Source organism: Celeribacter marinus, from assembly GCF_965656515.1.
Lineage (GTDB): Bacteria > Pseudomonadota > Alphaproteobacteria > Rhodobacterales > Rhodobacteraceae > Celeribacter > Celeribacter marinus_D.
Window position 1 is genome coordinate 1 of record NZ_CBFHKW010000004.1, and the last position, 21,146, is coordinate 21,146.

Sequence of the window (21,146 nt, forward strand, 5' to 3'; positions counted from 1 at the left end):
AAAGACGTAGGTAGCCATCAACATCACGCGGCATGACAAATTTAGGCTGCCTGCGAGTTAGCACTCCGTTATAGAGCGCATAAAGTACGCGCTGTGCCACAGTGAATTTCCAAATTGCCGACGATAGCGTTTTGGTTGGCACATACAGGTCTGCGGACAAACGTGAGGCCGCTTTTGCGAGATCAGTTCGGCGGTTCCATTTGACACTGTCACCAACGATCAAACCGTCCCTAAGGCCATCGTAACTAAGCGCACCAGTGCTCATTGACAGATCCGCAACCGTTCGCGCCACAGGTCTGCCAATACTGTCATTGATCTCCTTGGCAGATTGCGTATCGCGAGCACTCACGATGTCGAATTTTTCAACGTAGCGCCCCCAGTGTTCGGGGTTTTGCTCGTATAGAGTATTAACCAGAGCAATTGGGACGCCCTTTGCCGCATCACAACTCGCAAGTTTGAGCAGACGTTCGCCATTCGCGTTACCGTGATGAAGCGTGCCCTCACCGTTTATCACAACCAAATCACACCGACGGATGTGTTCGATAATTTTGGGGTCATTTTCCCAATCGTGGCGTGCGGGCGCGCATGCCGCAATTGTGATACCGCGGTCCACAAGCCCCGATTTGAGCTGCTCCATCACCCTGATGCACCCGTGGTGATAGCGGGTCGAGGTATCGTTCAAAATCACGCAATTGGGTGACGAGGCCGCGTCATCGGTCATGTGCGCCCTCCCGCAAATCTTTTCAGATCTATGACGTAGATCACCAAACCTATCGCCAACATAACCGCAAAAAACACGAAAACGCTACCGTAGGGCGTGACAACAGTTGGTGCGGACACCTGCGCGTGAGAAAATAGTCGCGCGGTTATGATCTGGCTCACACCAACGCCCCCAATCGAGAACAGATTGATCAGCGTCACGCCACGACCAACTAAATCCTCAGGCAAAAGCGTGCGACCATGGTTCATAATTTGTGGATAGCTCGCGGTGAAAAAGCCGACGACCATAAACAGCCCGACAGTTGGAACAACAGGCCATTGCCCACCGCTGCGCCACAATGTGAGCAAGGCGATAATCGTGACAATCCCGCTCCCACCGATAATGACTTTGCGACTTTTTATAAGCCGATCCGCTGGACCGAATACAAAACTGCCCAAAATCATGGCGATGGCCATGTAGATCGCCGCATTTCCGATTTGAATAGAGCTCAACCCGTAGACGTCCGATAGATAGCCGCCAATCCAACTGCCCCGCAAACCGGCACCAGGCGCATAGGCGACCATTGCGATGACAAGGATCGGGTACAAAGGATAAATCCGCAACAAATCGCTTAGCTTGCGTTTGGGCTGCGTGTGGTCGCGCGACACCCGTGGAGGATCACCGACTAGCCGCGACAATGCCAATGCAACCAACGCCGTCACCCCCGCCAACACGAACATCGTCGCTCGCCAACCGATTGCCTCCAATGCGATGGAGAGAGGCGCCGACGCCAGAACATTGCCTAACGACCCGATCCCTAAGACAAGCCCTGCCAGCGTGCCGAATTTCTCGCGCGGTGCAAGACGTGCGAAAATATAGAACGAGGTCATCAAAACCGGCGAACATCCAATGCCGATCAGGATCATCGCCATGTAAATTGACAGGGCACCTTGAGCCAAGCCAAACACAACCGCGCCGCCACCGCCGCCCAACAACAAAAGGATGGAGGCCGTCAAACGCGGTGACTTGTGGTCCAAGAGCCATCCAACGGGAATTTGCATCGCGGCAAAGGCCAAAAACCATAGACCCACAGCCGTAGAGACCTGATCTGCACCAAGGCCAATCTCGGCATCCAGCACCGGCGCAAATACAGCAAGACACGCGCGATAAAACTGGCTTAGCCCGTAGGCCAACGTCAACCAAACAAATCCTTTGACCATGTCAGCGTCCTTTTTTGCAGGACAACTGGATGACGCAGACCGCAAACACTGTCCAGAAGAATCACTCTCGCGAACGCGCGAGAGGGCATGTATCTATCGGAAACCTCGCCAAAATTTTGTGGGTGAGAATCGCAATTAACGTAAAGTGAACCTGTTTATCTGCGCTTTTGGGATAAAAAGCCCCTTTATGTGCCACAATGGCCACATAGGATGGGATTATCGATGCGGGTGTCGATAATTAGGGCTTTAAACGAGGCGCTGTTTGTGCAAAATCTGATCCGAGCTTGACCGAAGTGGTCGAGTGTATACCTTCTTTATGGAGATCTGGTGATGAAAAAAGTCGTACTCGCTTCCGCATTCGCTCTTACAGCTGTATCCGCTTCCGCAGGCAGCTACTCCGAGCCCATGATCGAAGCTCCTGTGATCGTTGAAGAAGCCGCTGGCTCTTCCCTCGGTGGCAGTGCTGCTCTTATCCTGCTTGGCGTTCTCGCTATCGCAGCCGTCGTATCTGCTGATTAATTTTTAGCTTTCGACATTGAATTCGAAACGGCGGCCTTTTAGGCCGCCGTTTTTTTGTGCTCATTACCCTGAGAACACAGCTCTTTCTTGGTCCAAACATATTTGCGCCCCTTTCTGCCATCATGGTTAACGAAAGCGCAGACCCGCGGATATCGCTCCGCCTTGGAAACTGGATAGACCTATGTTCGAATGCAAAGAGTTCATCGCCGACCACGCTGTTTATGCCTCGGGCTATCGCCAAAACGGTACGGCCAAAGTGGCCGAATGCTCTTTCTTGGGAATGAGCTTTGCAGTGGCGGACACGGCCGACTGGCAAGGGGTTCTCACATCCCATGCATCCACCGAATTCTGCTACATTGTGACACCGAACGTTGATCACCTCGTTCAAATCTGGAAACGCCCCGACCTACGCGCAGCCTATGAGGGTGCAAAATACCGCGTGTGCGACAGCCGTATTCTGAACAAGCTTGCGGGCCTAAAAGGCATTTCTTTACAGCCCTATCCCGGCTCGGACATGGTGCACGATTTAATCGTCACAGCTCGCCAAGACGGCCCACGGATTGCTGTACTGGGGCCAAGCGGCGCAGATTTCGACGCCCTTACCCTGCGCTATCCACACGCCAATCTAATACGCATCTCCGCCCCACACATGTCTGTCGGATCACCCGAATGGACACAAACACTGCGCCGTGTAGAGGCGACTGAATATGATACTTTACTGATCTGCATTTCGTTTCCGAAACAGGAACTCTTTGCTCATGAACTCAAGCGTCGCGCAAACACCGCAGGCTTGGGCATGTGCGTTGGCGCAAGCATCGATTTTTTGACAGGTCGCCAAAGGCGGGCGCCAAAGTGGGTTCAAACCAACGGTTTGGAATGGGCGTATCGCCTACTGAGCAACCCCGCCCGCATGTGGAAACGCTATCTCGTCGATGGCCCTAAAATCTTTTGGATGTTCCTGCGCATAGCATAAAAGCTGCCGTCACATCGCACCGCGCGACATCGACCTACTGGACGAACGGCGGTGTAAATGTTTCCGCAATTGGTACAAACCGTGGCAGGGCGCGAACCGTATGCACGAACACGTCACTCAAACGCAATTCGGCGTCCTCCGGCGTCTCAGTCGCACCAATTGGCGTAATCAAACGCACGAGCGCCCCATCCGTGCGCCCCATCGTCAACCCATCCCAGAACAATAGCATCTTTGCCTCAAAATCCCACGCAACGTGACGGCCATGCTGCTCAAACCAGTAGTAGGCCAACATGCGCGCCTCGCCTTTTTGAATGATTGCGCGGTTGACCCTAAAACTTTGATCAAAGCCAACTTGAGGGCCTAAATCCACCCGCTCTATCTGGGCGATTTCCCACCCTGCGCTAGGCAAACATATCTCAGGAGAATGTGTGCCGCCTTTGGTCTGATCGGCGTAAAACGCAGCAAAAAACTCGACGCTGGGCGTTAGCACATTTTGGGAATAGGTGATCCGCACATAGTCGTCGGCAGCGAGCGTCTCTTCGACAGCAACGTCATAACGCGCCATGGTTGCGCCCTCCCACTCCCCCAATGTGCGCGGGAAAAGCGCAAAGGGATCACGATCCACCGAAAGCACAACGGGATTTGGGCGCACCTGCCAGATTGCAGTCCCCACCAGTGTGACAAGCGCAGCTATTTTCAACGCACGAGACGGGGCGATCAACCGCACCCTCTTGGCCTGCTCCCACAGTCCTTCGGTGGACAAATCGAAGGCGTCTAAAAATGAAATAGGGTCGCGGCGCAACCGCAAAAGCCCCCACGCGAGGACCATCAAAAGCGCCACGCAGGACATAAAAATCACCCAACCTTCAAAGAAATGGGTAAACCCCTCTAGGTGATCTGGCCCCCAGTGTTTGACCAACAGACCCGCAACCGCGATGCGCACGGCGTTCATCAAAACGGTAATTGGCGCCGCAGCAATCAAAAGAACCGCACGATGCCATCGCGGCCCTCGGTAAAGCACCGCAAAGACGTACGAAAAGCTCAAAATCGGAAAGAGATAGCGCAACCCCGAACATGCTTCGGCCACATGCAGCTTGATCGTATCAAGCTCGATAATATTGCCTTCAAGAAACACAGGAACATTCAGCCCCTGAAGCATAAATACGCCGAGTTCTGACGACACGCCTTGAAGGAAGGTTGAAAGTTTATAGTAGAACACTCCTGGGAGCGGGAGCATATAGACCAAGTGTAGCACCGCAGGCCAAAAGTGTTTGCCTTGCGCCCAACCAAACGAAATGAGGAGCACGGCGGCAACCCAAATGATCGTCGCGTAGGCCACCACCTCAGATATCTGCGCAAGCTTGCCAAGCGTTGCAAACATCACGGACACCACAAGCAACGCAACACCCGGAGCACGATTGACCGTGCCGGAGTGTACCGGAACGTCCTTTAACTCGCGGAGCAATAAGACGCCGGACAAAAGCGGGATAATCGGACCATGACTATATTCTGGCGTTGCCCATGCAGTCACAAGCGCGTCCAGCCCCTCATAAAAGAAAAGGGCCGCCCCAACGAGCGCTAGGATCAGCCATACTATGCCGCCGATCGGATCGCGTGGGCGCGTGGTGACATGGATCACAGCATTGGCCACTTGTCATACACCTCTTTGGATCATGGGATCAGCGCGTCGAGAAATCACGGCTCAGGGTCAAAAAGGCACGGCCTGATCTCGTCAATCCATAATCTGCTTCGTCAAAGACCTGAAACCGCACCCCAGCCTCCAAGGACACTCCCTCAATTATATCGCGGCGATAGGCAATCCGTGCATCGTATTCTGCATCATTTGCGTTCACAGCCATCAGTGCAGTACCCGATAGGCGGACATTCACACCTGAAACATCGTCGAATGCGTGATCAAGTGTAAGGTTGGCACGGCTTACCATTTCCTCGTCACCATCGTCATTTACCCCATAGCGCCGTGTCACACCCAAGGCGAAGGCATCGCGCTTTAAGCTCTGACGATACGTAAGGTCACCGATCATTTCAACATTGCCCCGAGATGTGTCCGTGACCCCAAGGGACCATTCCACCGCACCATTGCTCAACGCGTTGGTGCGGCCAATCGAGAGCGTTTGCCACGCCCCGATTTTGTTTATATCCCGTGTGTAGCGCAGTTGACTGTCGCCCCCGCTGTGTTCGCGGCGCAATGAAACCGTTGCGGCCAATCCACTGGCGGTGGTGTTTTCAACCTCTGAGGACAGCGAAGTTCGGCGCTCTCCTACACCAAACCGCGCGACGGTAATCCGATCAAGTCGCTGCACCACAGAGATGCGCGCAAGATCAGTTGTGCGCTCGGTATTCAGGTCGTCATTCTTTGAGAAGTCCTCGTGCATGACATCAAAAACCACAGAGGTCATGGGTGACAACTGCGCGGTGGCACGCGCCTCACCGCGCAAAGTATCGTTGTCAAAATGTGACGCCGATACCGCACCGCTAAAATCCGTCTGTCGCCACTCACCCGACAGCTCGTAACTCAACGGCGCATCAATACCTCCTTCAAAGCCTAACATCATACGTGATTGAGCCACGCCACCAGATCCGGACGCGATATCAATAGACCCGTCACTGGCCTCACTGTAGGTTGAAGAAGAAATATCTCCTTTGTCATACCGAAACGCCGACGACACTCGTGTTCTCGCCATCTCGTGAATGAACGATACGTCTAGATAAGGCGCGTCGAAGTCGTTGCTTTGCGCACCTAAAACATAATCCCCGCCTGCCTTAAAAATTAATGCAGTCGACGGAGTTTCCCAGCTGTAACTGTAATCAGCAAATGAAATTAGCCCTGTGTGCGTGGCCTCACCATCAGGGACTTGATCGGGGTTATAGTCCCATCGCAAGCCGGTCCCAATGGAAAGACGACTGCCCGAGGGCACGCCATCGTCGAGGTCAATTTGAACTTGTGCCACTGCTGAATTGAACGCGGTTATGCCAACTAGCGCGGCATAGACTGCGACCTTTGCCAAAATGGCTGCTCGTTTAGCGTAGAGGGTCACGGATTAAAGGCTCCTGAATGGTCTACTTTCGTCCGATCACTCAAAAAGCTTGCGTTCGGGAACGCTAATGACGTCCCCTGCCCGCAATCTGAACCCGCCCGAAATGCCGCGCTTGTTCTTATAGTCAAAATAGTAAACTTGTTCGGATTGTGAAGTTGTATCAATGCGGTGAAGTTCAACGCGCTTTGTCGCGGCAAACCGTGTAAAGCCGCCCGCTTGCGCGATGGCTTGTAGAACTGAAATCGGCTTTTCCGATTTGATAAGGCCCGGCTGTTTGACCTCGCCCATCACATAGATGTTGTCAGGATCGGGGCGGACACTGGAGGGCAAGACATCGCGCACATGGACAACGGACACGTAAACCGTTGGCATCGATGCAAAGACGGCGCCTAGCCCTTTGGATATCTCATCTTGAACCGCAATGGCGGTTTTCCCGCGTGCGCGCACCGCTCCGAGTGAGGGGAAATTCACCGATCCGTCTGGCAAAACAAGTACCGTACGGTTCAGCAATGGGTCTTCCAACACCTCGACCTTAAGAGTGTCGCCCACCTGAATACGATATCCCGCAGCATGTCCCGCAGATGCGAACAAAACCAAAAATACGGCCATCAGGCCTGAAATCAATCTCGGCATGCTCTACCCTTATGACTGAGGCCCATACGACCGTTATCTGTTTTATTTCAAAAGGCGCAACACCCGCGCCAAACACAAATAATGACCAATAGTATCTAATACCATGTCATTAGTTTCATTGCTGCGCTAGCTCTTCAAGTGCTTTTGTAACATCGCGGCGCAACAATGGGTCGGGGGCGAGTCCATCGCGCAACAGGTTAACGGCCTCTTGGAATGCTTGGCGTGCGTCCTGTGTCCGCCCGAGCCGCGCATAGACCTCCCCCAAATGATAGGCCACAGACGGGATACTTGGGAGTGCCTTTGCAGCGGCCTCCAAGGCTGGTAGCGCGCTGTCCATATCTCCCGCTAAAAATGCAGCCCGCCCGAAGGTGTCTTGAAATGCAGGCACATTGCTGCCCTTGAGTACACGCGCAAGCTCAAACGCGCGCTCCACGCTCTGCGGATCTTTGTGTGATGCATTCAGTAAACTCACAAGATTGTTGACGACGATCAAGTCATCAGGCCCGCTTTCATAAAGCGCCTGATATTGCACAATCGCATCCTCGATGCGCGATACCGCCTCAAGCCGCCCGGCATAATCCAGCTGCAAGGCGCGACTTGAAGGATTGGCGAGGCGCGCGTTTTCAATAATTTTGAGCGCGGCGTCGCGACCGTCCAATTGTTCGACGACATGGGCATAAACCGGCCATGATGGCTCAAAACTCGGCTCGTCAAAAGTTAGAGCCTCTAGCGCCTGTGCGGCATCAACGAGCGCGCCGGTGTCGTATTGCACCAGAGCATGCACGAGCCGAACATTTGGATCGTCAGGCGCATCGCGCAACAGCTCATCTACCCGCGCCCGCGCCGCATCCGTGTTTCCATTGACGATGAGGTTTTGAACAATCGCAAACTGCGCCCCAAGCGAGCTGCTTTCTTCATCGGCTCTTCGTTGCAAAAACTCCGTAAGTTCCGTCGATTTGTTTTGCTCTTCCAAAAGTCGCGCCTGTAAGCCAGCGATGGCAGTTTTGGCTGCTTCGGAGGTAAAAGTCTGCGACATCAACGCAAGGCTTCGCGTCACACGCGGCCAATCGCGCACTCCCAAATGGATTTCAACCAGACTCACATAGAGCCGTAGATCGCGCGAATTGCGCCGAAGCGCCTGTTCAATCACCTTTTCAGCCAATCGTGGCTCACCCTTTTGATTGAGGCGCGCCGCATATCTAAGGGACTCATCTGGCGCATTGAGTGACGCCTCGGTCGCGCGCGCCAGCATATCGGAGACAAGCGAGTCTTTTCCGTCACGCTCGTATGCCGTTGCCAAAAGTGAAAAAAGTTGCGGATCCTCGGGGGCATCACTGAGCGCAGAGCGTAACACCAAAATGGCATCATCGATTTCGCCGTCATTGATAAGCCACCCTGCCTTCTCTTTTAGCGCCTGCAATTGGCTGGGATCATGCGCAAGCACGTCATCAATCAAAGAGCGGGCCCCAACAGCATCGCCCGTTTCGCGGCGCATGACCGCAAGCTGCATTTTGATATGATCAACATTCACATCTGGCGGTGCCCGACCAATCAAGGCTTCCAGATCAGACATCGCAGACACCGTATCGCCCTCGACATAATCGGCACCGGCCAAAAGTGCGTCGAACGCGGTGCGGTTTTCCTCTATGTCATTTGGGACATCATCCGCCTGTAGTACGCGACGCAATTCATCTCTCATCACGGTGTTTGACCGTATTTGAGATAGAAACCTCATATACGTAAGACGCGGGGACGCATCCGCGCTCTCGGGATCAATCCGCCCTTTCAGCCATGCTTGCGCCTCGTCCAGACGCCCTTGCGACAGATACCAATCCATCAAGAGGCGTTGGACTTCTACATTCTCAGGATCTAGCGCGATCATGGTCAATATCTGCGCGCGAATATCATCAGATCGCCCAAGCTCATTGAGTGCGACCAGCTTTGTATTCTGCAAACCTCGATCCGTTGGAGTGAGACGCAACCCCTCATCAATGAAAGGTATGGCCTCATCCGCCCGCCCCGTGCGCAACATGTGGGCAATGATGACACGGCGCGCACGAATAAGATCAGGGTTGGACGCAACCAAGGTCAATGCCTCAGCGACAGCGCGATCCATCGCCTCCGCGTCACGGTCCTTTGCGCCGAGACGGTAAGCCACACCAACCGCGATGTCGCGCACACCCAAATCCGTGGCATCTAAATTTTGGGCAACCCTGAGATACGTCTGCGCATTGTCCATATCATTGCTATCAAACGCGATACCCGCCATGGCACGCGCGGCATCCAGATCTTTTGGATACACCTCGGATACGTACCGAAATTCGCGAAAGGATCGTGAAATATCCCCCGCTTCAAAAAGCAACTGCGCGTAAAGCTTGCGCGCGGGAATATTGGTCTCATTCAGTTTTATCGCATTTTTGAGCTCGAGAATTGCACCGCGCGCCTCACCGTTTTGAGACAGCGAGATGGCCGACTTCAAATAGGCATCCGATTTCTCTTGTGACGATTTACAGGCCGTCAATGCGATCAAAACGACCAATAGAATTCTAAAACGCCGCACGCCGTATGCCCCTTCGTGTTGGATGTTTTGCTCGCAAACACCCTAAAACAAGCGATACGGAAGTTTCAAACGTTGATAAATTTTATCAGATGTTCGGATGATTAAACCAATCGATTGACCCTAAATCGTGGCCAATGCACCACAAGATTTATACAAAATCTTCGCTTTTTCCCACGTGTGCCGCAACAATGTCTTAATTTTCTGTGAAATTGTTCTCGATACAGACTAAATCAGAAACATCGAGCACGGCCATATTTTGGGCATGGCATCGACAAAACATCGGAAACCGGGATGTCGACTGAAGGATTATATGCGAGCTTTTTCGGCCTAACGGAGCGTCCGTTCACGCTCTTGCCTGACCCAAGTCTTTTGTACTGGTCGGCACAGCACAAACGTGCCTTTTCGGTCCTGGAATACGGCCTGTTGTCCCGTGCTCCCATCACGTTGGTCAGCGGCGAAGTCGGTTCAGGCAAAACGACACTCATTCAGGCGCTCTTAAACAAACGCACGCCAAATCTCGTCATTGGCCTCATCTCCAACGCGCAAGGGGGGCGGGGAGAATTGCTTCAGTGGGTGCTCAATTCCTTTGGCATCGATGCCGCGCCATACGGTGACAATTACGTCTCGCTGTTTCAGCGCTTCCAAGACTTTTTGTTGGAACAATACGCCGCGGGAAACCGCGTCGTTCTGATGATTGACGAGGCACAAAACCTCTCCATTGAAGGCCTGGAAGAAATTCGAATGCTCACTAACGTCAATTCAAACAAGGACGAATTGATCCAACTCATTCTGGTCGGCCAGCCCGAATTACGTGACATCGTGTCAAGCCCGCAAATGCGCCAACTGGCACAACGAATCTCGGCCAGCTTCCATATCGGACCTCTGGATCACGACGCAACAGGGCACTACATCGCGCACCGTATCATGGCGGTGGGTGGAACAGGCCACGAATTTAGTCCCGAAGCCGCACACCTCGTCTTTCTCAAAACGGGCGGCGTTCCGCGCCTCGTCAATCAGCTATGCGATCTTGCTATGGTCTATGCATGGAGCGCGGAGACCAAAAATGTAACCGAGGCGACCGTGCGCAACGTGATCGAGGACGGATTGTTCCACTATGGCGAACTCGCCGCGGGAGCTGCGGCATGAACAACGAAATCAAATTCTACGCCGCCCTCGTTTGGCGCAGACTTCCTTGGTTCTTGTTGGTTTTTACCGTGTTCGCAATGGTCGGAATTCTAACGGCCATCACGCTGCCCGCGATCTATCAATCTCGCGTGCGCCTGATTGTGGAAAGCTCACAAATTCCGGGGCAACTCGCGCAATCAACTGTCGAGCTGCCAAAACAAGAGCAACTCCAGCTCTTTGAGGCGCGCTTGCTCACACGTGAGAACCTTTTGAACGTTGCGCAGAAATTGAATGTTTTCAATGGACAAAACCAGATGAACCCTGATCAAATGGTAGAAGCGATGCGGGCCAACACAAAAGTAAACAGCTCGACAGGCCGTGACGAAGCAACGATCATGACGCTCGTCTTTGACTCGCCAAACCCGAATATCGCAGCCGGAGTGTTGAGTGAATATTTGACCTTTATCCTCGAAGAGGACGCGGAGTACAGGTCTGAACGCGCCACACAAACGCAGGACTTTTTTGCCGAAGAAGTTGATCGTCTCACCGATGAACTCGACATTCAAAGTGCACGCCTTCTTGCCTTCAAAACAGAGAATGCCGATGCGCTCCCTGAAAGTCTTGAATATCGCCGCGATCTGCGTTTGAGCCTTCAAGAGCGGATAGTGCGCAATGAGGATGAAATCGTCTCATTGCTAGATCAGCGTGAGCGTCTTGTTAAGGTTTTTGAGGCGTCGGGCGAATTCGACACCCCCGCAGCCGTAAAGAATGAAACCGCCGAAGAGCGTAGGCTTAGGGAATTGAAGGCACAGTTTGCCGACCTATCGTCCGTCTACGCGGCGGATAGCCCACGTATCAAATCATTGCGTAGTCGTATCGATCTACTGCAGGCATCAATCCTACCGCCCGACAGTGCCGATATCGCGCAAGATGAGATAAGTACTGCAAAGCGCATGCTCGATCTACAACTCTCCGAAATTGATGCCAAGGTGGCCTCCTTGACCCAAAAGAACGAGACCGCGGAACGCACGATTGCCGATCTGGACCTGTCCATCACACGAACGCCCGAAAACGGCGTAAAGATCGAAAGCCTTCAGCGTGATTATGAGAATACTCAAGATCAATACAACAAGGCAGCGGATCGTTTGGCCAAGGCCTCAACGGGTGAGAGAATTGAAACTCTATCGCGCGGACAACGTGTGACGGTCATTGAACAGCCCTCTGTTCCAACAGCGCCAACACGTCCAAATCGCAAAAAGATCGCAGCAGCAGGTGTTGGTGCAGGGTTTCTATTTGGGGCCGCTCTCATCGCCTTGCTTGAGTTACTTAGCTCCGCGCCAAAGCGCTCGAAAGATCTCGTAAACGCTATTGGAATAACGCCCATCGCGACGATCCCGTATACACGCACACAAGCCGAACAAACGTGGCGCCGCGCAAAGGTTGCACTCGCATCCTTTTTTGTGGGCACCTCCATACCGACTTTGGTTTGGGCTCTACACACTTACTATATGCCCGTCGACACCATCGTCCGCAAAGTTTTGGAAAAAGCCGGGCTGATGCTCTGAGGAGAAATGCGTCATGGAAAATCTACAAATCGCCATCGAAAAAGCGCGCGCCAGTCGCGAAGAGCACACGACACAGTCCTTGGCAACATCGCCGTTGAGCGTTGAGCACAGCTGGCATTCATTTCCGGAATTGGCCATTGATCCGGCGATGCTCATCGCAAAACGGATCACGACACAAAAGAGCAATGCACAATCGAGCCACTACGACATGCTGCGCACCCGCATTCGCGATCAAGCAAAAAAGAACGATTGGCGGCGTATTGCAATTGTTTCTGCGGGTCCACAGGTCGGCAAAACCACAACCCTAGCGAACCTTGCGTTTTCGTTCGCGCGCCTTCCCTACTATAAAACGATGGTGTTCGATTTTGATTTGCGCCGTCCGTCACTACAACATTTGATCGGCCACAATCCATCCACACAAATCGACGATGTCGTGGCGGGAAAAACACCCATTGAGGCCCATTGTCGGCGCATCGGTGACAACCTCGCGTTTAGCTTGAACGCACAGCATGTCGCAAACTCGGCTGAACTCCTTCAATCCGATGGCATGAGCGATTTTCTATCGGGAGTACAAGAAACCTATGATCCCGAGTTGATGTTGTTTGACACGCCACCTCTTTTGGCCGCCGACGATACACGCGGATTTTTATCCAACGTCGACGCCGCACTTTTGATTGTTGAGGCTGAACGCACACCGATCGACCAAATTGATGTCGTTGAACAGCAGCTATCGGAACTGACCAATGTGCTAGGTGTTGTGCTCAATAAATGCAATTATCCTGACCCAACGTCCTCGGCAAACTACGCATACTATTGACGCCTATCATTTGTATTCGATGAGACCCGATGGGCGTTTCGCCAGCCTGCCCAAGTGAAATTCAACGACACCTCGCGCTTCGGCAAATTTGGAAACCGTCAAAAGCCAAGCTTCATCAAAAGCCGGCTTTGTGCCGCCCTTTTTTCGCGCCAGTCGTAAAATTTGTAGAGGGTAGATCAACGCCCCAATCATCATATATCCCCACCAAAACATCGTAAGGGATCCTATGGCGAGAGGCAAAACAAGACCCCAAACCAGCGCGCGATTGGTTTGCGCTACAAAATGCCGCTCTGGCGTTTTTCCATGCCTATGCGCGCCTTCTGCATAGGCATATCCTGCACGGCGTGCACGCTTCCAAAACTGTGAAAACCGAACAATATTTGCATCATGGCGTGTCATCTCCGCGTCGATACGGATCACTTTCCAGCCCTTTGCGCGCAAACGCAAACACAACTCAGGCTCCTCACCCGCGATCAGTGTAGGATCATAACCGACCACATCATCAAGCGCCGCCATCCGCATCAACGCATCTCCACCGCACGCCAATGCCTCACCAATAGGCGTATCCCACTCCCGATCGCATTGCGCATTATAGATGCTGGCATCGGGTGCGCGTTCACGCCGCCGCCCGCACACAACGCCCACCTCCAGATCACGCTCGAGCAATGTACGCGCCGCGTCAAACCATCCCGTGGCGACCTCGCAATCGCCGTCAACAAATTGAACAACATCCACGCCGCCCAATTCACGAAGGTGGTTCAAACCCGCATTTCGCGCGCGTGCGGCTGTAAATGGCTGAGACATATCGAGCGAAACGACCGCAACTCCGCGCTCACGGGCCGCCTCAACGGATCCGTCCGTTGACCCGCTATCGACGTAAACGACAGTGGACACGCACGACAATGAAACGAGGCATGCAATCAAACGCGCACCCTCGTTGCGTCCGATGACAACCGCGGCCAAACCCGTCATATCGACCCCTTTGAATACAGATCCTCAATCGCCGTTTCTCGCGGAAAATGACCGGCCAAGATGCGCCCGTCAGCTGCGAATATATCACGTAAACCGGCTTGGATCTCGGCACTTAAAACGGGGCGCGCTTGCATTTGTCGCTTTGCCTTAAGCGCATCGCGTAGCGATTTGGGGACTAACGACCTACGAAGTGTTTGCGCAATTTTATTGTCAAAAAGGATGCGATGGAACGGAAAGCGTTTGATCCGCTCGCTCGAGGCATTCACGCGTCCCAACGTGGTGAACCACTCTAGATTATCGTGACCAATAAACGACCCAACCCGCGACAACACGACCTGCGGGTCTTTCGTCATGTCTTCCATTGTGAGGAGTAAAATGGCGTCCGCTCCAAACGCATCTATCCATGGCGTAATCTGCTTACCGTATAGGCTATATTCTATCAGCTCGGGAAAGCTTTGAACCGCCTCGTCTAGCCCGCAAGGTATAACGCCTTGCGTCCATTCATGGATGTAATGCGACACGAGCCGGTCAACGGGATCGCGCACAATATAGATCAGTTTCGGCCGCGCCCCCGAGGCCTGCAATCGCGCAATCGTGTGGGGATATGTGGGCCGCTTTGAATAATGTGTGGAGGCCTCCAGCTTAATATCCCCCGCGCCGGCGCCCTCAAACAGCGCTCCATACCATTCCGCGCCTTTGGCATAGATATCGTCATCTGAGAAAAAGTTCGGCTCTTTGGGTTGGGTGAGAAACACGCCATCTTGTGCGCCAAGCTGTGCCGCCAAGGTGCTCGTGGCGCATTTCATCGCGCCAATTATGATCACATCGGGGACCGTCATGTGCGGCCACCTCCCATGCGGTCCCCAAGAGGTGTGCGAAAATTGGTCCAGATATCGCGTGCTTCAGATGCAACGGCCCGAGGATATGATCCCCCGACCAAAACGCGCGCCGCAGCTATGCTGCGACCAACGTGCCACAAGAGATTTGCAGCGACCAACCCATGCCATCCATAGGCTTTGTAAAACAGTCGCGTGCGCGATGCATAGTAGTATGCGGGCAGACGTTTTCCGGCGGCACCCAGTTTTTTCACGGGCGCGCTCCCCCCGCGAAAATGGACAACGCGGGCAGGTTCAACATACGCGATGGACCACCCCGCGCGAGCCGCCGCGATACAGTAATCCGTATCTTCGAAATATAGGAAAAACCCCTCATCCATAAGACCGATTGACTCAATAACCTCGCGGCGGATCATGATTGCGGCAAAACTCGCCCATCCAATATCTGTAGCAACGGGCGGCATACTCAACGGCTGATCATAGCGCGAGAACAGCCGCGTTACATGTCCCGTTTGCGCCGCACGGATTAGCTCGCTCACTGGCGTTGGGTTTCGAAAACAACTTGTCTGAACTTGTGCATCTTCGCCCTCTAGACGCGGGGCGAAGAGACCCACTTTTGGCTGGATTTGAGCCTGTTTCAAAAGGTGATCAACACAATCATCTCGCAACACAGCGTCAGAATTCAGAACAAAATAGAACCTTGAACTAAAGGCCGAAACGACTTGATTGTGGCCGCCCGAAAATCCGGAATTATCCGCAGAACGGATGAGAGAGACGGGCGCTCCATTAGGCTGCGCCGCGATCCACGCTTCGATCTTTTCAACCGATCCATCGTTCGATTCATTGTCGACCACAACAACATGCGCATTCAGATGGCCAATCTGCAACAACACGGACTGCACGCATGCAAGGGTCATGTCCGCAGTGCGGTAATTTATGATCGAAACGACAACCTCAAAGGCTGTCGCACGCGCCGCTTCATCGCCCATACACGTCTCCATGGTCCAACGAAGACCCAACTTAAATGGTTATTTTGTTAACCTTATAGCTGTGACATCCACGACGCAAAGAGAGAACACTTAGATTTTGGTGACAAAAATATTGGCGTGGTACAGCTGCAGCGCTTATCGTTCTCTCAACGAGCCGATCCCCGCCAAACAGTGTGAGCATTGGCCAACACGAGAGCAGAGCACCCGCAGGACCGATGCCAAATATCATCGCCTATATCATGCTGTTTTTTTGGCCTATGATTTCATGGGGCTTTTTTCGTGCATTTGAAATCCCAAAAGCGGTCATTCTCACAATTGTCCTTGGGTATCTATTTTTACCCGTTGCACCCGCAATTGATATGCCACTTTTGCCGCCACTGGATAAAACATTCGTGCCAAGCCTCACTGCGCTGGTGTTTGCATGGCTTCGCAGTTCACACCAAACCACGACAGATGACATCTCATCTCGGCGCGCGGCGTCGATTTCAACGACGTCCGCTCAATTGCGCGCAGACATTGCAACGACGACACTGGAACCGTGGCGTAAACCAAGACGAAAGTCGCGAACCAACCTGATGATTACTCTGTTATGCGGTTTAATCTTTTGGGGGTGTTGGCTCACGTATTCCGCGAACACAACACCCATTGACTTACCCGATGAGACCTTACCCGCGCTGCGCCCCTATGATGCCGCATCCATGGCGCTTTCAATTACGGTTCAGCTGTTAGCGTTTTGGGTCGCGCGTGCATATCTACGGACACGCGAAGCCCAAACCACATTGCTACGCGTTTTTGTGTTTTCGGCTCTCGCATATTCATGTCTGGCGCTCATTGAATTGCGACTGAGCCCCCAACTCAACAATTGGATTTACGGCTTCTTTCCACATGAATGGCGCCAACACCTACGCAACGGCGGATATCGCCCAATTGTGTTTTTATCGCACGGATTGCGGCTCGGCATGTTCTTGACACTTGGCATTCTCTCCGCCGCCCTTTTAGCACGGGTCAGCGAAAAACGGATCAGAACAGGATGGCTGGCGGCGTGTCTTTGGCTACTCATCGTCCTGTTTTTGTCGAAAAATCTTGGTGCCGTTTTGATCTCAATGATCTTGCTGCCTGTGATCCTTTTCTTTTCCGCACGTGTGCAAATTTGGGTCGCGGTTGCGATCTCGCTTTTGGTTCTTCTTTACCCCATCGGTCGAGGGGCCGGATATATTCCCGTTGAACGTATGGTTGCCGCGATGGAGGCCCTCTCTACGGAACGCGCGTCCTCTTTCTCGTATCGTCTCGACAATGAGGCAATTCTACTTGAAAAAGCCAACCTCAAACCGCTCACCGGCTGGGGCGGCTACAATCGCTCACGGGTTTTCGATGAATGGGGCAACGACATTTCAACTGTTGATGGTCAGTGGATTTTGATCATCGGAACCTACGGGTGGATCGGCTTTATCGGACAATTTGGCTTGCTATGTTTGCCTGCGCTTTTGATTTGGCGGATGCGCAAACGCCTTGAGGTCGATCTCATTCTAACAGGGTCGGCGGTTCTGCTCGCGGGCAACCTTGTCGATCTCATTCCCAACTCGTCTTCTGTTCCACCGCTCTGGCTTATGGCGGGGGCGCTTTGGTCGCAAATAGATGATCGCCGCGTTGCCTTTAGCGGTGAGGCCGCATTACGCCAAGAGACCCGCCGCGCCGAGGTCGCCGTGCGCCGCAAAAAGATTGTTCCACGTCGAACGTGACCATAGCGGGGGCAAGGTGTCACCTTTACTCAGCTAAATAGATGACACTTTGCGCAAACCGCACACGCTCAATACCGCGCACGACTTTAACCCCCTCTGGCCCGTCCAATTTATAGCCATCCTTGGTGGCTAGAATCGTATAATCTTGAGCACGGCCCGCTAGAACAATGTCGTCAATCCCATCGCCACCGTCGATATGATCCGCACCTTTTCCGGGATGGAACACATCATCTGCGCGCCCACCGATCAAAATATCCTCAGCATCGGTTCCGTAGAGCGTGTCCGCCTGATCCGTGCCTGTTCGCGCGACGCCATCCAAAAAGCAAGAACACGCCCGCGCCGTCCACCACGGACGATAACGCCCATTGCGATCATCAAGCAGTTGGGCGCGCGGCGTCTGGTCGCCAACAAATGCCCGCGCACCCCAGCTCCCAGACCATGCAGGCATAGAGATCGCATTGAATTGCATAAACGGCCCGTCCGCGGTCGCCGCCCATGCGTCCCACGCCATGCCATATAGACGCGCGATATCGTCGCCGCGCATATAGTCGATGAGAAATGCATCCACCTCATCATCGTCGCGGCGTCCACTGGTTGCAAAGTGGATGTGTTGCCCTCCTTCGTAGGCCACCAACCGCAAACCGTGCGCATGTACGACATTTGCATGATCGCGCCAAAGCTGCGCTACATGAGGAAGAGACGTCGGTTGATCCGCATCCAAAAGACGGGATGTTAACCACGCCTTTGCCGCCTCAGGGTTAGTCCTCACCGAAGCCCCAAATTCATCTCGTGCGCTTTGGTTGCGCAAAACATGTCCGCCAAAATAACTCGCAATGGCGACCTCTTCAAAAACTGTGCTGGGATCGACATACGTGTCCGGCTCCTGACGCGCCCAAATCGCAGGCGACAAAATGCGGGCAACCTGATCACGGCTCATCGCCTGTCCGGAGATCACATTGATCAAACGTGCCGCGCCGTCCGCTCCAAACACATCCTCCCAGATAAGAGCAGTCTCAACCGATTTCTTTGCGTAATAATCGTGAACAGCGGGCGTGCCCCACGCCGATTGAGCGGCATCTTTTATGGCTTTATGCTGTGCAAACGTGCCATTCCAAACCTCGTTTGAATACTCCACCCGCACATGTAAACGCGGATCTAGGTTGTCACGCACATAGGTCGCAAACGCGCGGTTGTACGCGGGCGTGGCACCATGGGGAATCGTGAACCACGGCTCTGTGCCAATCTCATTTGCAAGACGAACCATCACCTCAACCGATACAATCCAACCCATCCCCCGCGCCGTGTCGCGCGGCATATCTGACCATGCGCGGACCTGTGATCCGTTGGCGCCCATCCAGTCCATAAACCTGATCTGTCGTGCATCCTTTATGTGCGCCAACCACGCCGGAGAAAACAGTCCCCCCGCGTTGAATACAGCGATGTTTTCCTCACGCACCAACGTGATGTTCCGAATGTAATCACCCACATTGAGTGGGTCAGTCGCCGTGATATCGAGGCCGATGTAGCCGCCACGATGGTTTATAAATCGAATGACGCCTGAGGCGCGCGATGTGATATCTGCATCGCCCTTGAGAACAATTTTCCCTGTGCCCTCGTAGCGCAATTCGTACACTCCGCGGCGGGTCTCAGGCACACCACTCAACGCGTCCTCCTTCCACGCGAAAATGGTCCCAATCGCGGTTAGCCCATCCGGCACAAATAACGGCCACCCATCCGCATCAAAGACGTTGCGCGCAACCAATTCGTCGTGTTTCGCCGCGGCCCATGTATGTCCTGAATGCCCGACCCACGGACGCGCCACGCGCATAAGATCCAAGAACGGTTGCGCGCTCCCCCAGTCTTTGGGTGTCGCCAGATTGTAGGCCAAGGTCGGATTGTCCAAACCATATCCTTCGGACACGGCCTCCCCGATTTTGTCCGCTTGCGCAGCACTCACCACATGGATCGCAAAAACTGCGAGACAAAAACAACGTCTCAAAAATACCAACATGCGGGTGCTCTCAATTGGACTGCATCCACACCTTACCAAAGCCCCGCACAGCGTCCAATCATCTCGTCTAGAGCCAGATTTTTGCCCGATACCCTGCGTCTTTTGCAACACCTGCATAGGATTGCGCCTCACGCCGCATCACACCTATTCCCGCGCAGCCGCCTTTTGCTGTAGCGTGGTGAAAACGATCCCAAGAGATCGCAAGAGCAAGGCAGGCTAACGTGACACACTCCGTTTTCCCAACCCACACTAGCACGCCCCTTGCATGATAGGGCGGATGGCATCCCATTTGCGCGGCGATGGCGTAAAGGCACGATCCCTGCGCGCGGCATTGATGGCGGTCCTCAATGTGCTTGGCAATAACGGATTGCGGCTTGTCTCGAACCTCATCCTGACGCGCCTTTTGTTTCCCGAAGCCTTCGGCCTCATGGCCCTTGTGCAAATCTTTATTTACGGGCTTCAGATGTTTTCGGACCTCGGCATCAACGCGTCAATTGTACAAAGCAAGCGTGGCGATGACCCGACATTCCTACAAACGGCGTGGACACTCCAAGTGATGCGTGGCGCACTGTTATGGGTCGCGTCCCTCATCCTCGCTATACCCGCCGCGACCCTTTACGGCGAACCACAACTCCAACACCTTTTGCCGGTTGTTGCCCTCAGCGTGATCATCGGCGGGTTCCAACCCTCCCGCGTTATGCTCGCCTCGCGCCACTTAAAACTGGAGCGCCTGACCCTCATTGATCTGGCCGCTCAGGCCGTTGCCATAACACTCATGTTGATCGCCGCATGGTGGTGGCGTTCCGTTTGGGCGTTGGCATTCGGGGCCGTTGTAACCGCACTTTTGCGCACCACATTTCAGTCCGTGTCTTTAGAAGGGAGCCGAGATCGCTTTCGTCTCGACCCGTCAGCAACGCGCGACATACTTGGCTTTGGCGGATTTATCTTTGTCTCCACCATCGCCACGTTCGCCGTCACGATGGGCGGGCGTGCGATCCTTGGCGCATATATACCAACGGATCTTTTGGGCATTTTTTCGATCGGCTTTATGCTAGCCGCTCTTCCCGAACTGGCCACCACCCAAGTGGCTCGACGCGTCCTGTTTCCGCTCTACCGGATCAAACCCCCCATCGACAGCATGGACAACCAACGAAGCTTGTTTCGCGCACACCGCATGGTGGCGGGGTTGGCCGTCACCATGTCCATCGCGTTAGCTTTTGTCGGAGTATGGCTCGTCGACGCCCTCTACGACACGCGCTATGCGCTCGCGGGTCCTGTCGTCGTTCTGATTTCATTCGCATCGGTGCCCGCGTACGCCGTAATCGGATCGCAAAACGTGCTCTTGGCCAGTGGCGATAGTCGCCGCTATTTCTTCCTTCAGGCCGCTATGGCACTGGCAATCATTGTTCTAACATATGTCGGCGTCACGCG

General features: G+C 53.7%; 17 protein-coding genes. 7 read left to right on the plus strand and 10 right to left on the minus strand.

The annotated features are described in order from the left end of the window. Together ACTG34_RS01625 and ACTG34_RS01630 are read right to left on the minus strand one after the other, a co-directional pair. The coding region (locus tag ACTG34_RS01625) for a polysaccharide pyruvyl transferase family protein (RefSeq protein ID WP_439103302.1) at positions 1–721 on the minus strand (721 nt) is incomplete at its 3' end. Next, on the minus strand, positions 718–1,920 hold the full coding sequence (locus ACTG34_RS01630) for an MFS transporter (protein ID WP_439103303.1): 1,203 nt from the start codon (positions 1,918–1,920) through the stop codon (positions 718–720). The genes ACTG34_RS01625 and ACTG34_RS01630, both read right to left, overlap by 4 nt. A gap of 330 nt (positions 1,921–2,250) precedes the next feature. Between ACTG34_RS01630 and ACTG34_RS01635 the strand changes: the two genes are divergently transcribed. Next, positions 2,251–2,439: a hypothetical protein gene (locus ACTG34_RS01635; protein ID WP_062217701.1), complete on the plus strand. Its 189-nt coding sequence runs from the start codon at positions 2,251–2,253 to the stop codon at positions 2,437–2,439. Positions 2,440–2,620: 181 nt separating this feature from the next. Continuing rightward, the gene (locus ACTG34_RS01640; protein ID WP_439103304.1) at positions 2,621–3,412 is read left to right on the plus strand and encodes a WecB/TagA/CpsF family glycosyltransferase; all 792 of its coding nucleotides are present in this window, start codon (positions 2,621–2,623) and stop codon (positions 3,410–3,412) included. Between the two features lie 34 nt (positions 3,413–3,446). On the opposite strand, the gene xrtD is transcribed toward ACTG34_RS01640, so the two are convergent. The 4 genes from xrtD to ACTG34_RS01660 all read right to left on the minus strand — a co-directional run bounded on the left by xrtD (position 3,447) and on the right by ACTG34_RS01660 (position 9,661). After that, entirely contained in the window at positions 3,447–5,063 is a 1,617-nt protein-coding gene (gene xrtD, locus ACTG34_RS01645) for a VPLPA-CTERM-specific exosortase XrtD (protein WP_439103305.1), read from the minus strand. Positions 5,064–5,091: 28 nt separating this feature from the next. Beyond that, a complete protein-coding gene (locus tag ACTG34_RS01650; protein WP_439103306.1) occupies positions 5,092–6,468 on the minus strand; it encodes a hypothetical protein in 1,377 nt (458 codons plus the stop codon). A gap of 36 nt (positions 6,469–6,504) precedes the next feature. Beyond that, positions 6,505–7,101: a polysaccharide biosynthesis/export family protein gene (locus ACTG34_RS01655; protein WP_439103307.1), complete on the minus strand. Its 597-nt coding sequence runs from the start codon at positions 7,099–7,101 to the stop codon at positions 6,505–6,507. 115 nt (positions 7,102–7,216) lie between these two features. Further along, complete coding sequence (locus ACTG34_RS01660) at positions 7,217–9,661, minus strand: tetratricopeptide repeat protein (RefSeq protein ID WP_439103308.1); 2,445 nt, start codon at positions 9,659–9,661, stop codon at positions 7,217–7,219. Positions 9,662–9,952: 291 nt separating this feature from the next. On the opposite strand from ACTG34_RS01660, the gene ACTG34_RS01665 reads away from it, so the two are divergent. The 3 genes from ACTG34_RS01665 to ACTG34_RS01675 are packed head-to-tail and all read left to right on the plus strand — an operon-like array spanning position 9,953 to position 13,168. Beyond that, the gene (locus ACTG34_RS01665) at positions 9,953–10,807 is read left to right on the plus strand and encodes an ExeA family protein (RefSeq protein ID WP_439103309.1); all 855 of its coding nucleotides are present in this window, start codon (positions 9,953–9,955) and stop codon (positions 10,805–10,807) included. Continuing rightward, entirely contained in the window at positions 10,804–12,351 is a 1,548-nt protein-coding gene (locus ACTG34_RS01670; RefSeq protein ID WP_439103310.1) for a GumC family protein, read from the plus strand. The genes ACTG34_RS01665 and ACTG34_RS01670 overlap by 4 nt, the downstream gene beginning before the upstream one ends. Positions 12,352–12,364: 13 nt before the next feature. Further along, positions 12,365–13,168 (plus strand): CpsD/CapB family tyrosine-protein kinase, encoded by an 804-nt coding sequence (locus ACTG34_RS01675; RefSeq protein ID WP_439103311.1) that lies wholly within the window; start codon positions 12,365–12,367, stop codon positions 13,166–13,168. Positions 13,169–13,174: 6 nt separating this feature from the next. Here ACTG34_RS01675 and ACTG34_RS01680 read toward each other — a convergent pair whose 3' ends face one another. The 3 genes from ACTG34_RS01680 to ACTG34_RS01690 are packed head-to-tail and all read right to left on the minus strand — an operon-like array spanning position 13,175 to position 15,965. Beyond that, complete coding sequence (locus ACTG34_RS01680) at positions 13,175–14,140, minus strand: glycosyltransferase (RefSeq protein ID WP_439103312.1); 966 nt, start codon at positions 14,138–14,140, stop codon at positions 13,175–13,177. Continuing rightward, complete coding sequence (locus tag ACTG34_RS01685; protein WP_439103313.1) at positions 14,137–14,979, minus strand: sulfotransferase domain-containing protein; 843 nt, start codon at positions 14,977–14,979, stop codon at positions 14,137–14,139. The genes ACTG34_RS01680 and ACTG34_RS01685 overlap by 4 nt, the downstream gene beginning before the upstream one ends. Then, positions 14,976–15,965, minus strand: coding sequence for a glycosyltransferase family 2 protein (locus ACTG34_RS01690; protein WP_439103314.1), 990 nt, complete (start codon positions 15,963–15,965; stop codon positions 14,976–14,978). Before ACTG34_RS01690 ends, ACTG34_RS01685 begins: the two co-directional genes overlap by 4 nt. 215 nt (positions 15,966–16,180) lie before the next feature. Between ACTG34_RS01690 and ACTG34_RS01695 the strand changes: the two genes are divergently transcribed. Continuing rightward, the gene (locus ACTG34_RS01695; protein WP_439103315.1) at positions 16,181–17,704 is read left to right on the plus strand and encodes an O-antigen ligase family protein; all 1,524 of its coding nucleotides are present in this window, start codon (positions 16,181–16,183) and stop codon (positions 17,702–17,704) included. A gap of 25 nt (positions 17,705–17,729) precedes the next feature. Here the strand turns inward: ACTG34_RS01695 and ACTG34_RS01700 are convergent, their stop codons facing one another. After that, complete coding sequence (locus ACTG34_RS01700; RefSeq protein WP_439103316.1) at positions 17,730–19,715, minus strand: hypothetical protein; 1,986 nt, start codon at positions 19,713–19,715, stop codon at positions 17,730–17,732. 277 nt (positions 19,716–19,992) lie between these two features. Between ACTG34_RS01700 and ACTG34_RS01705 the strand changes: the two genes are divergently transcribed. Continuing rightward, on the plus strand, positions 19,993–21,146 hold a 1,154-nt coding region (locus tag ACTG34_RS01705), incomplete at its 3' end, for an oligosaccharide flippase family protein (protein ID WP_439103317.1).

Bases quoted from the DNA above. Each gene is read 5' to 3' on its own strand.
- ACTG34_RS01630 (WP_439103303.1), bottom strand. From the start codon at position 1,920: ATGGTCAAAGGATTTGTTTGGTTGACGTTGGCCTACGGGCTAAGCCAG.
- ACTG34_RS01635 (WP_062217701.1), top strand. From the start codon at position 2,251: ATGAAAAAAGTCGTACTCGCTTCCGCATTCGCTCTTACAGCTGTATCC.
- ACTG34_RS01640 (WP_439103304.1), top strand. From the start codon at position 2,621: ATGTTCGAATGCAAAGAGTTCATCGCCGACCACGCTGTTTATGCCTCG.
- ACTG34_RS01655 (WP_439103307.1), bottom strand. From the start codon at position 7,101: ATGCCGAGATTGATTTCAGGCCTGATGGCCGTATTTTTGGTTTTGTTC.
- ACTG34_RS01665 (WP_439103309.1), top strand. From the start codon at position 9,953: ATGTCGACTGAAGGATTATATGCGAGCTTTTTCGGCCTAACGGAGCGT.
- ACTG34_RS01670 (WP_439103310.1), top strand. From the start codon at position 10,804: ATGAACAACGAAATCAAATTCTACGCCGCCCTCGTTTGGCGCAGACTT.
- ACTG34_RS01675 (WP_439103311.1), top strand. From the start codon at position 12,365: ATGGAAAATCTACAAATCGCCATCGAAAAAGCGCGCGCCAGTCGCGAA.
- ACTG34_RS01680 (WP_439103312.1), bottom strand. From the start codon at position 14,140: ATGACGGGTTTGGCCGCGGTTGTCATCGGACGCAACGAGGGTGCGCGT.
- ACTG34_RS01685 (WP_439103313.1), bottom strand. From the start codon at position 14,979: ATGACGGTCCCCGATGTGATCATAATTGGCGCGATGAAATGCGCCACG.
- ACTG34_RS01690 (WP_439103314.1), bottom strand. From the start codon at position 15,965: ATGGGCGATGAAGCGGCGCGTGCGACAGCCTTTGAGGTTGTCGTTTCG.
- ACTG34_RS01695 (WP_439103315.1), top strand. From the start codon at position 16,181: ATGCCAAATATCATCGCCTATATCATGCTGTTTTTTTGGCCTATGATT.
- ACTG34_RS01700 (WP_439103316.1), bottom strand. From the start codon at position 19,715: ATGTTGGTATTTTTGAGACGTTGTTTTTGTCTCGCAGTTTTTGCGATC.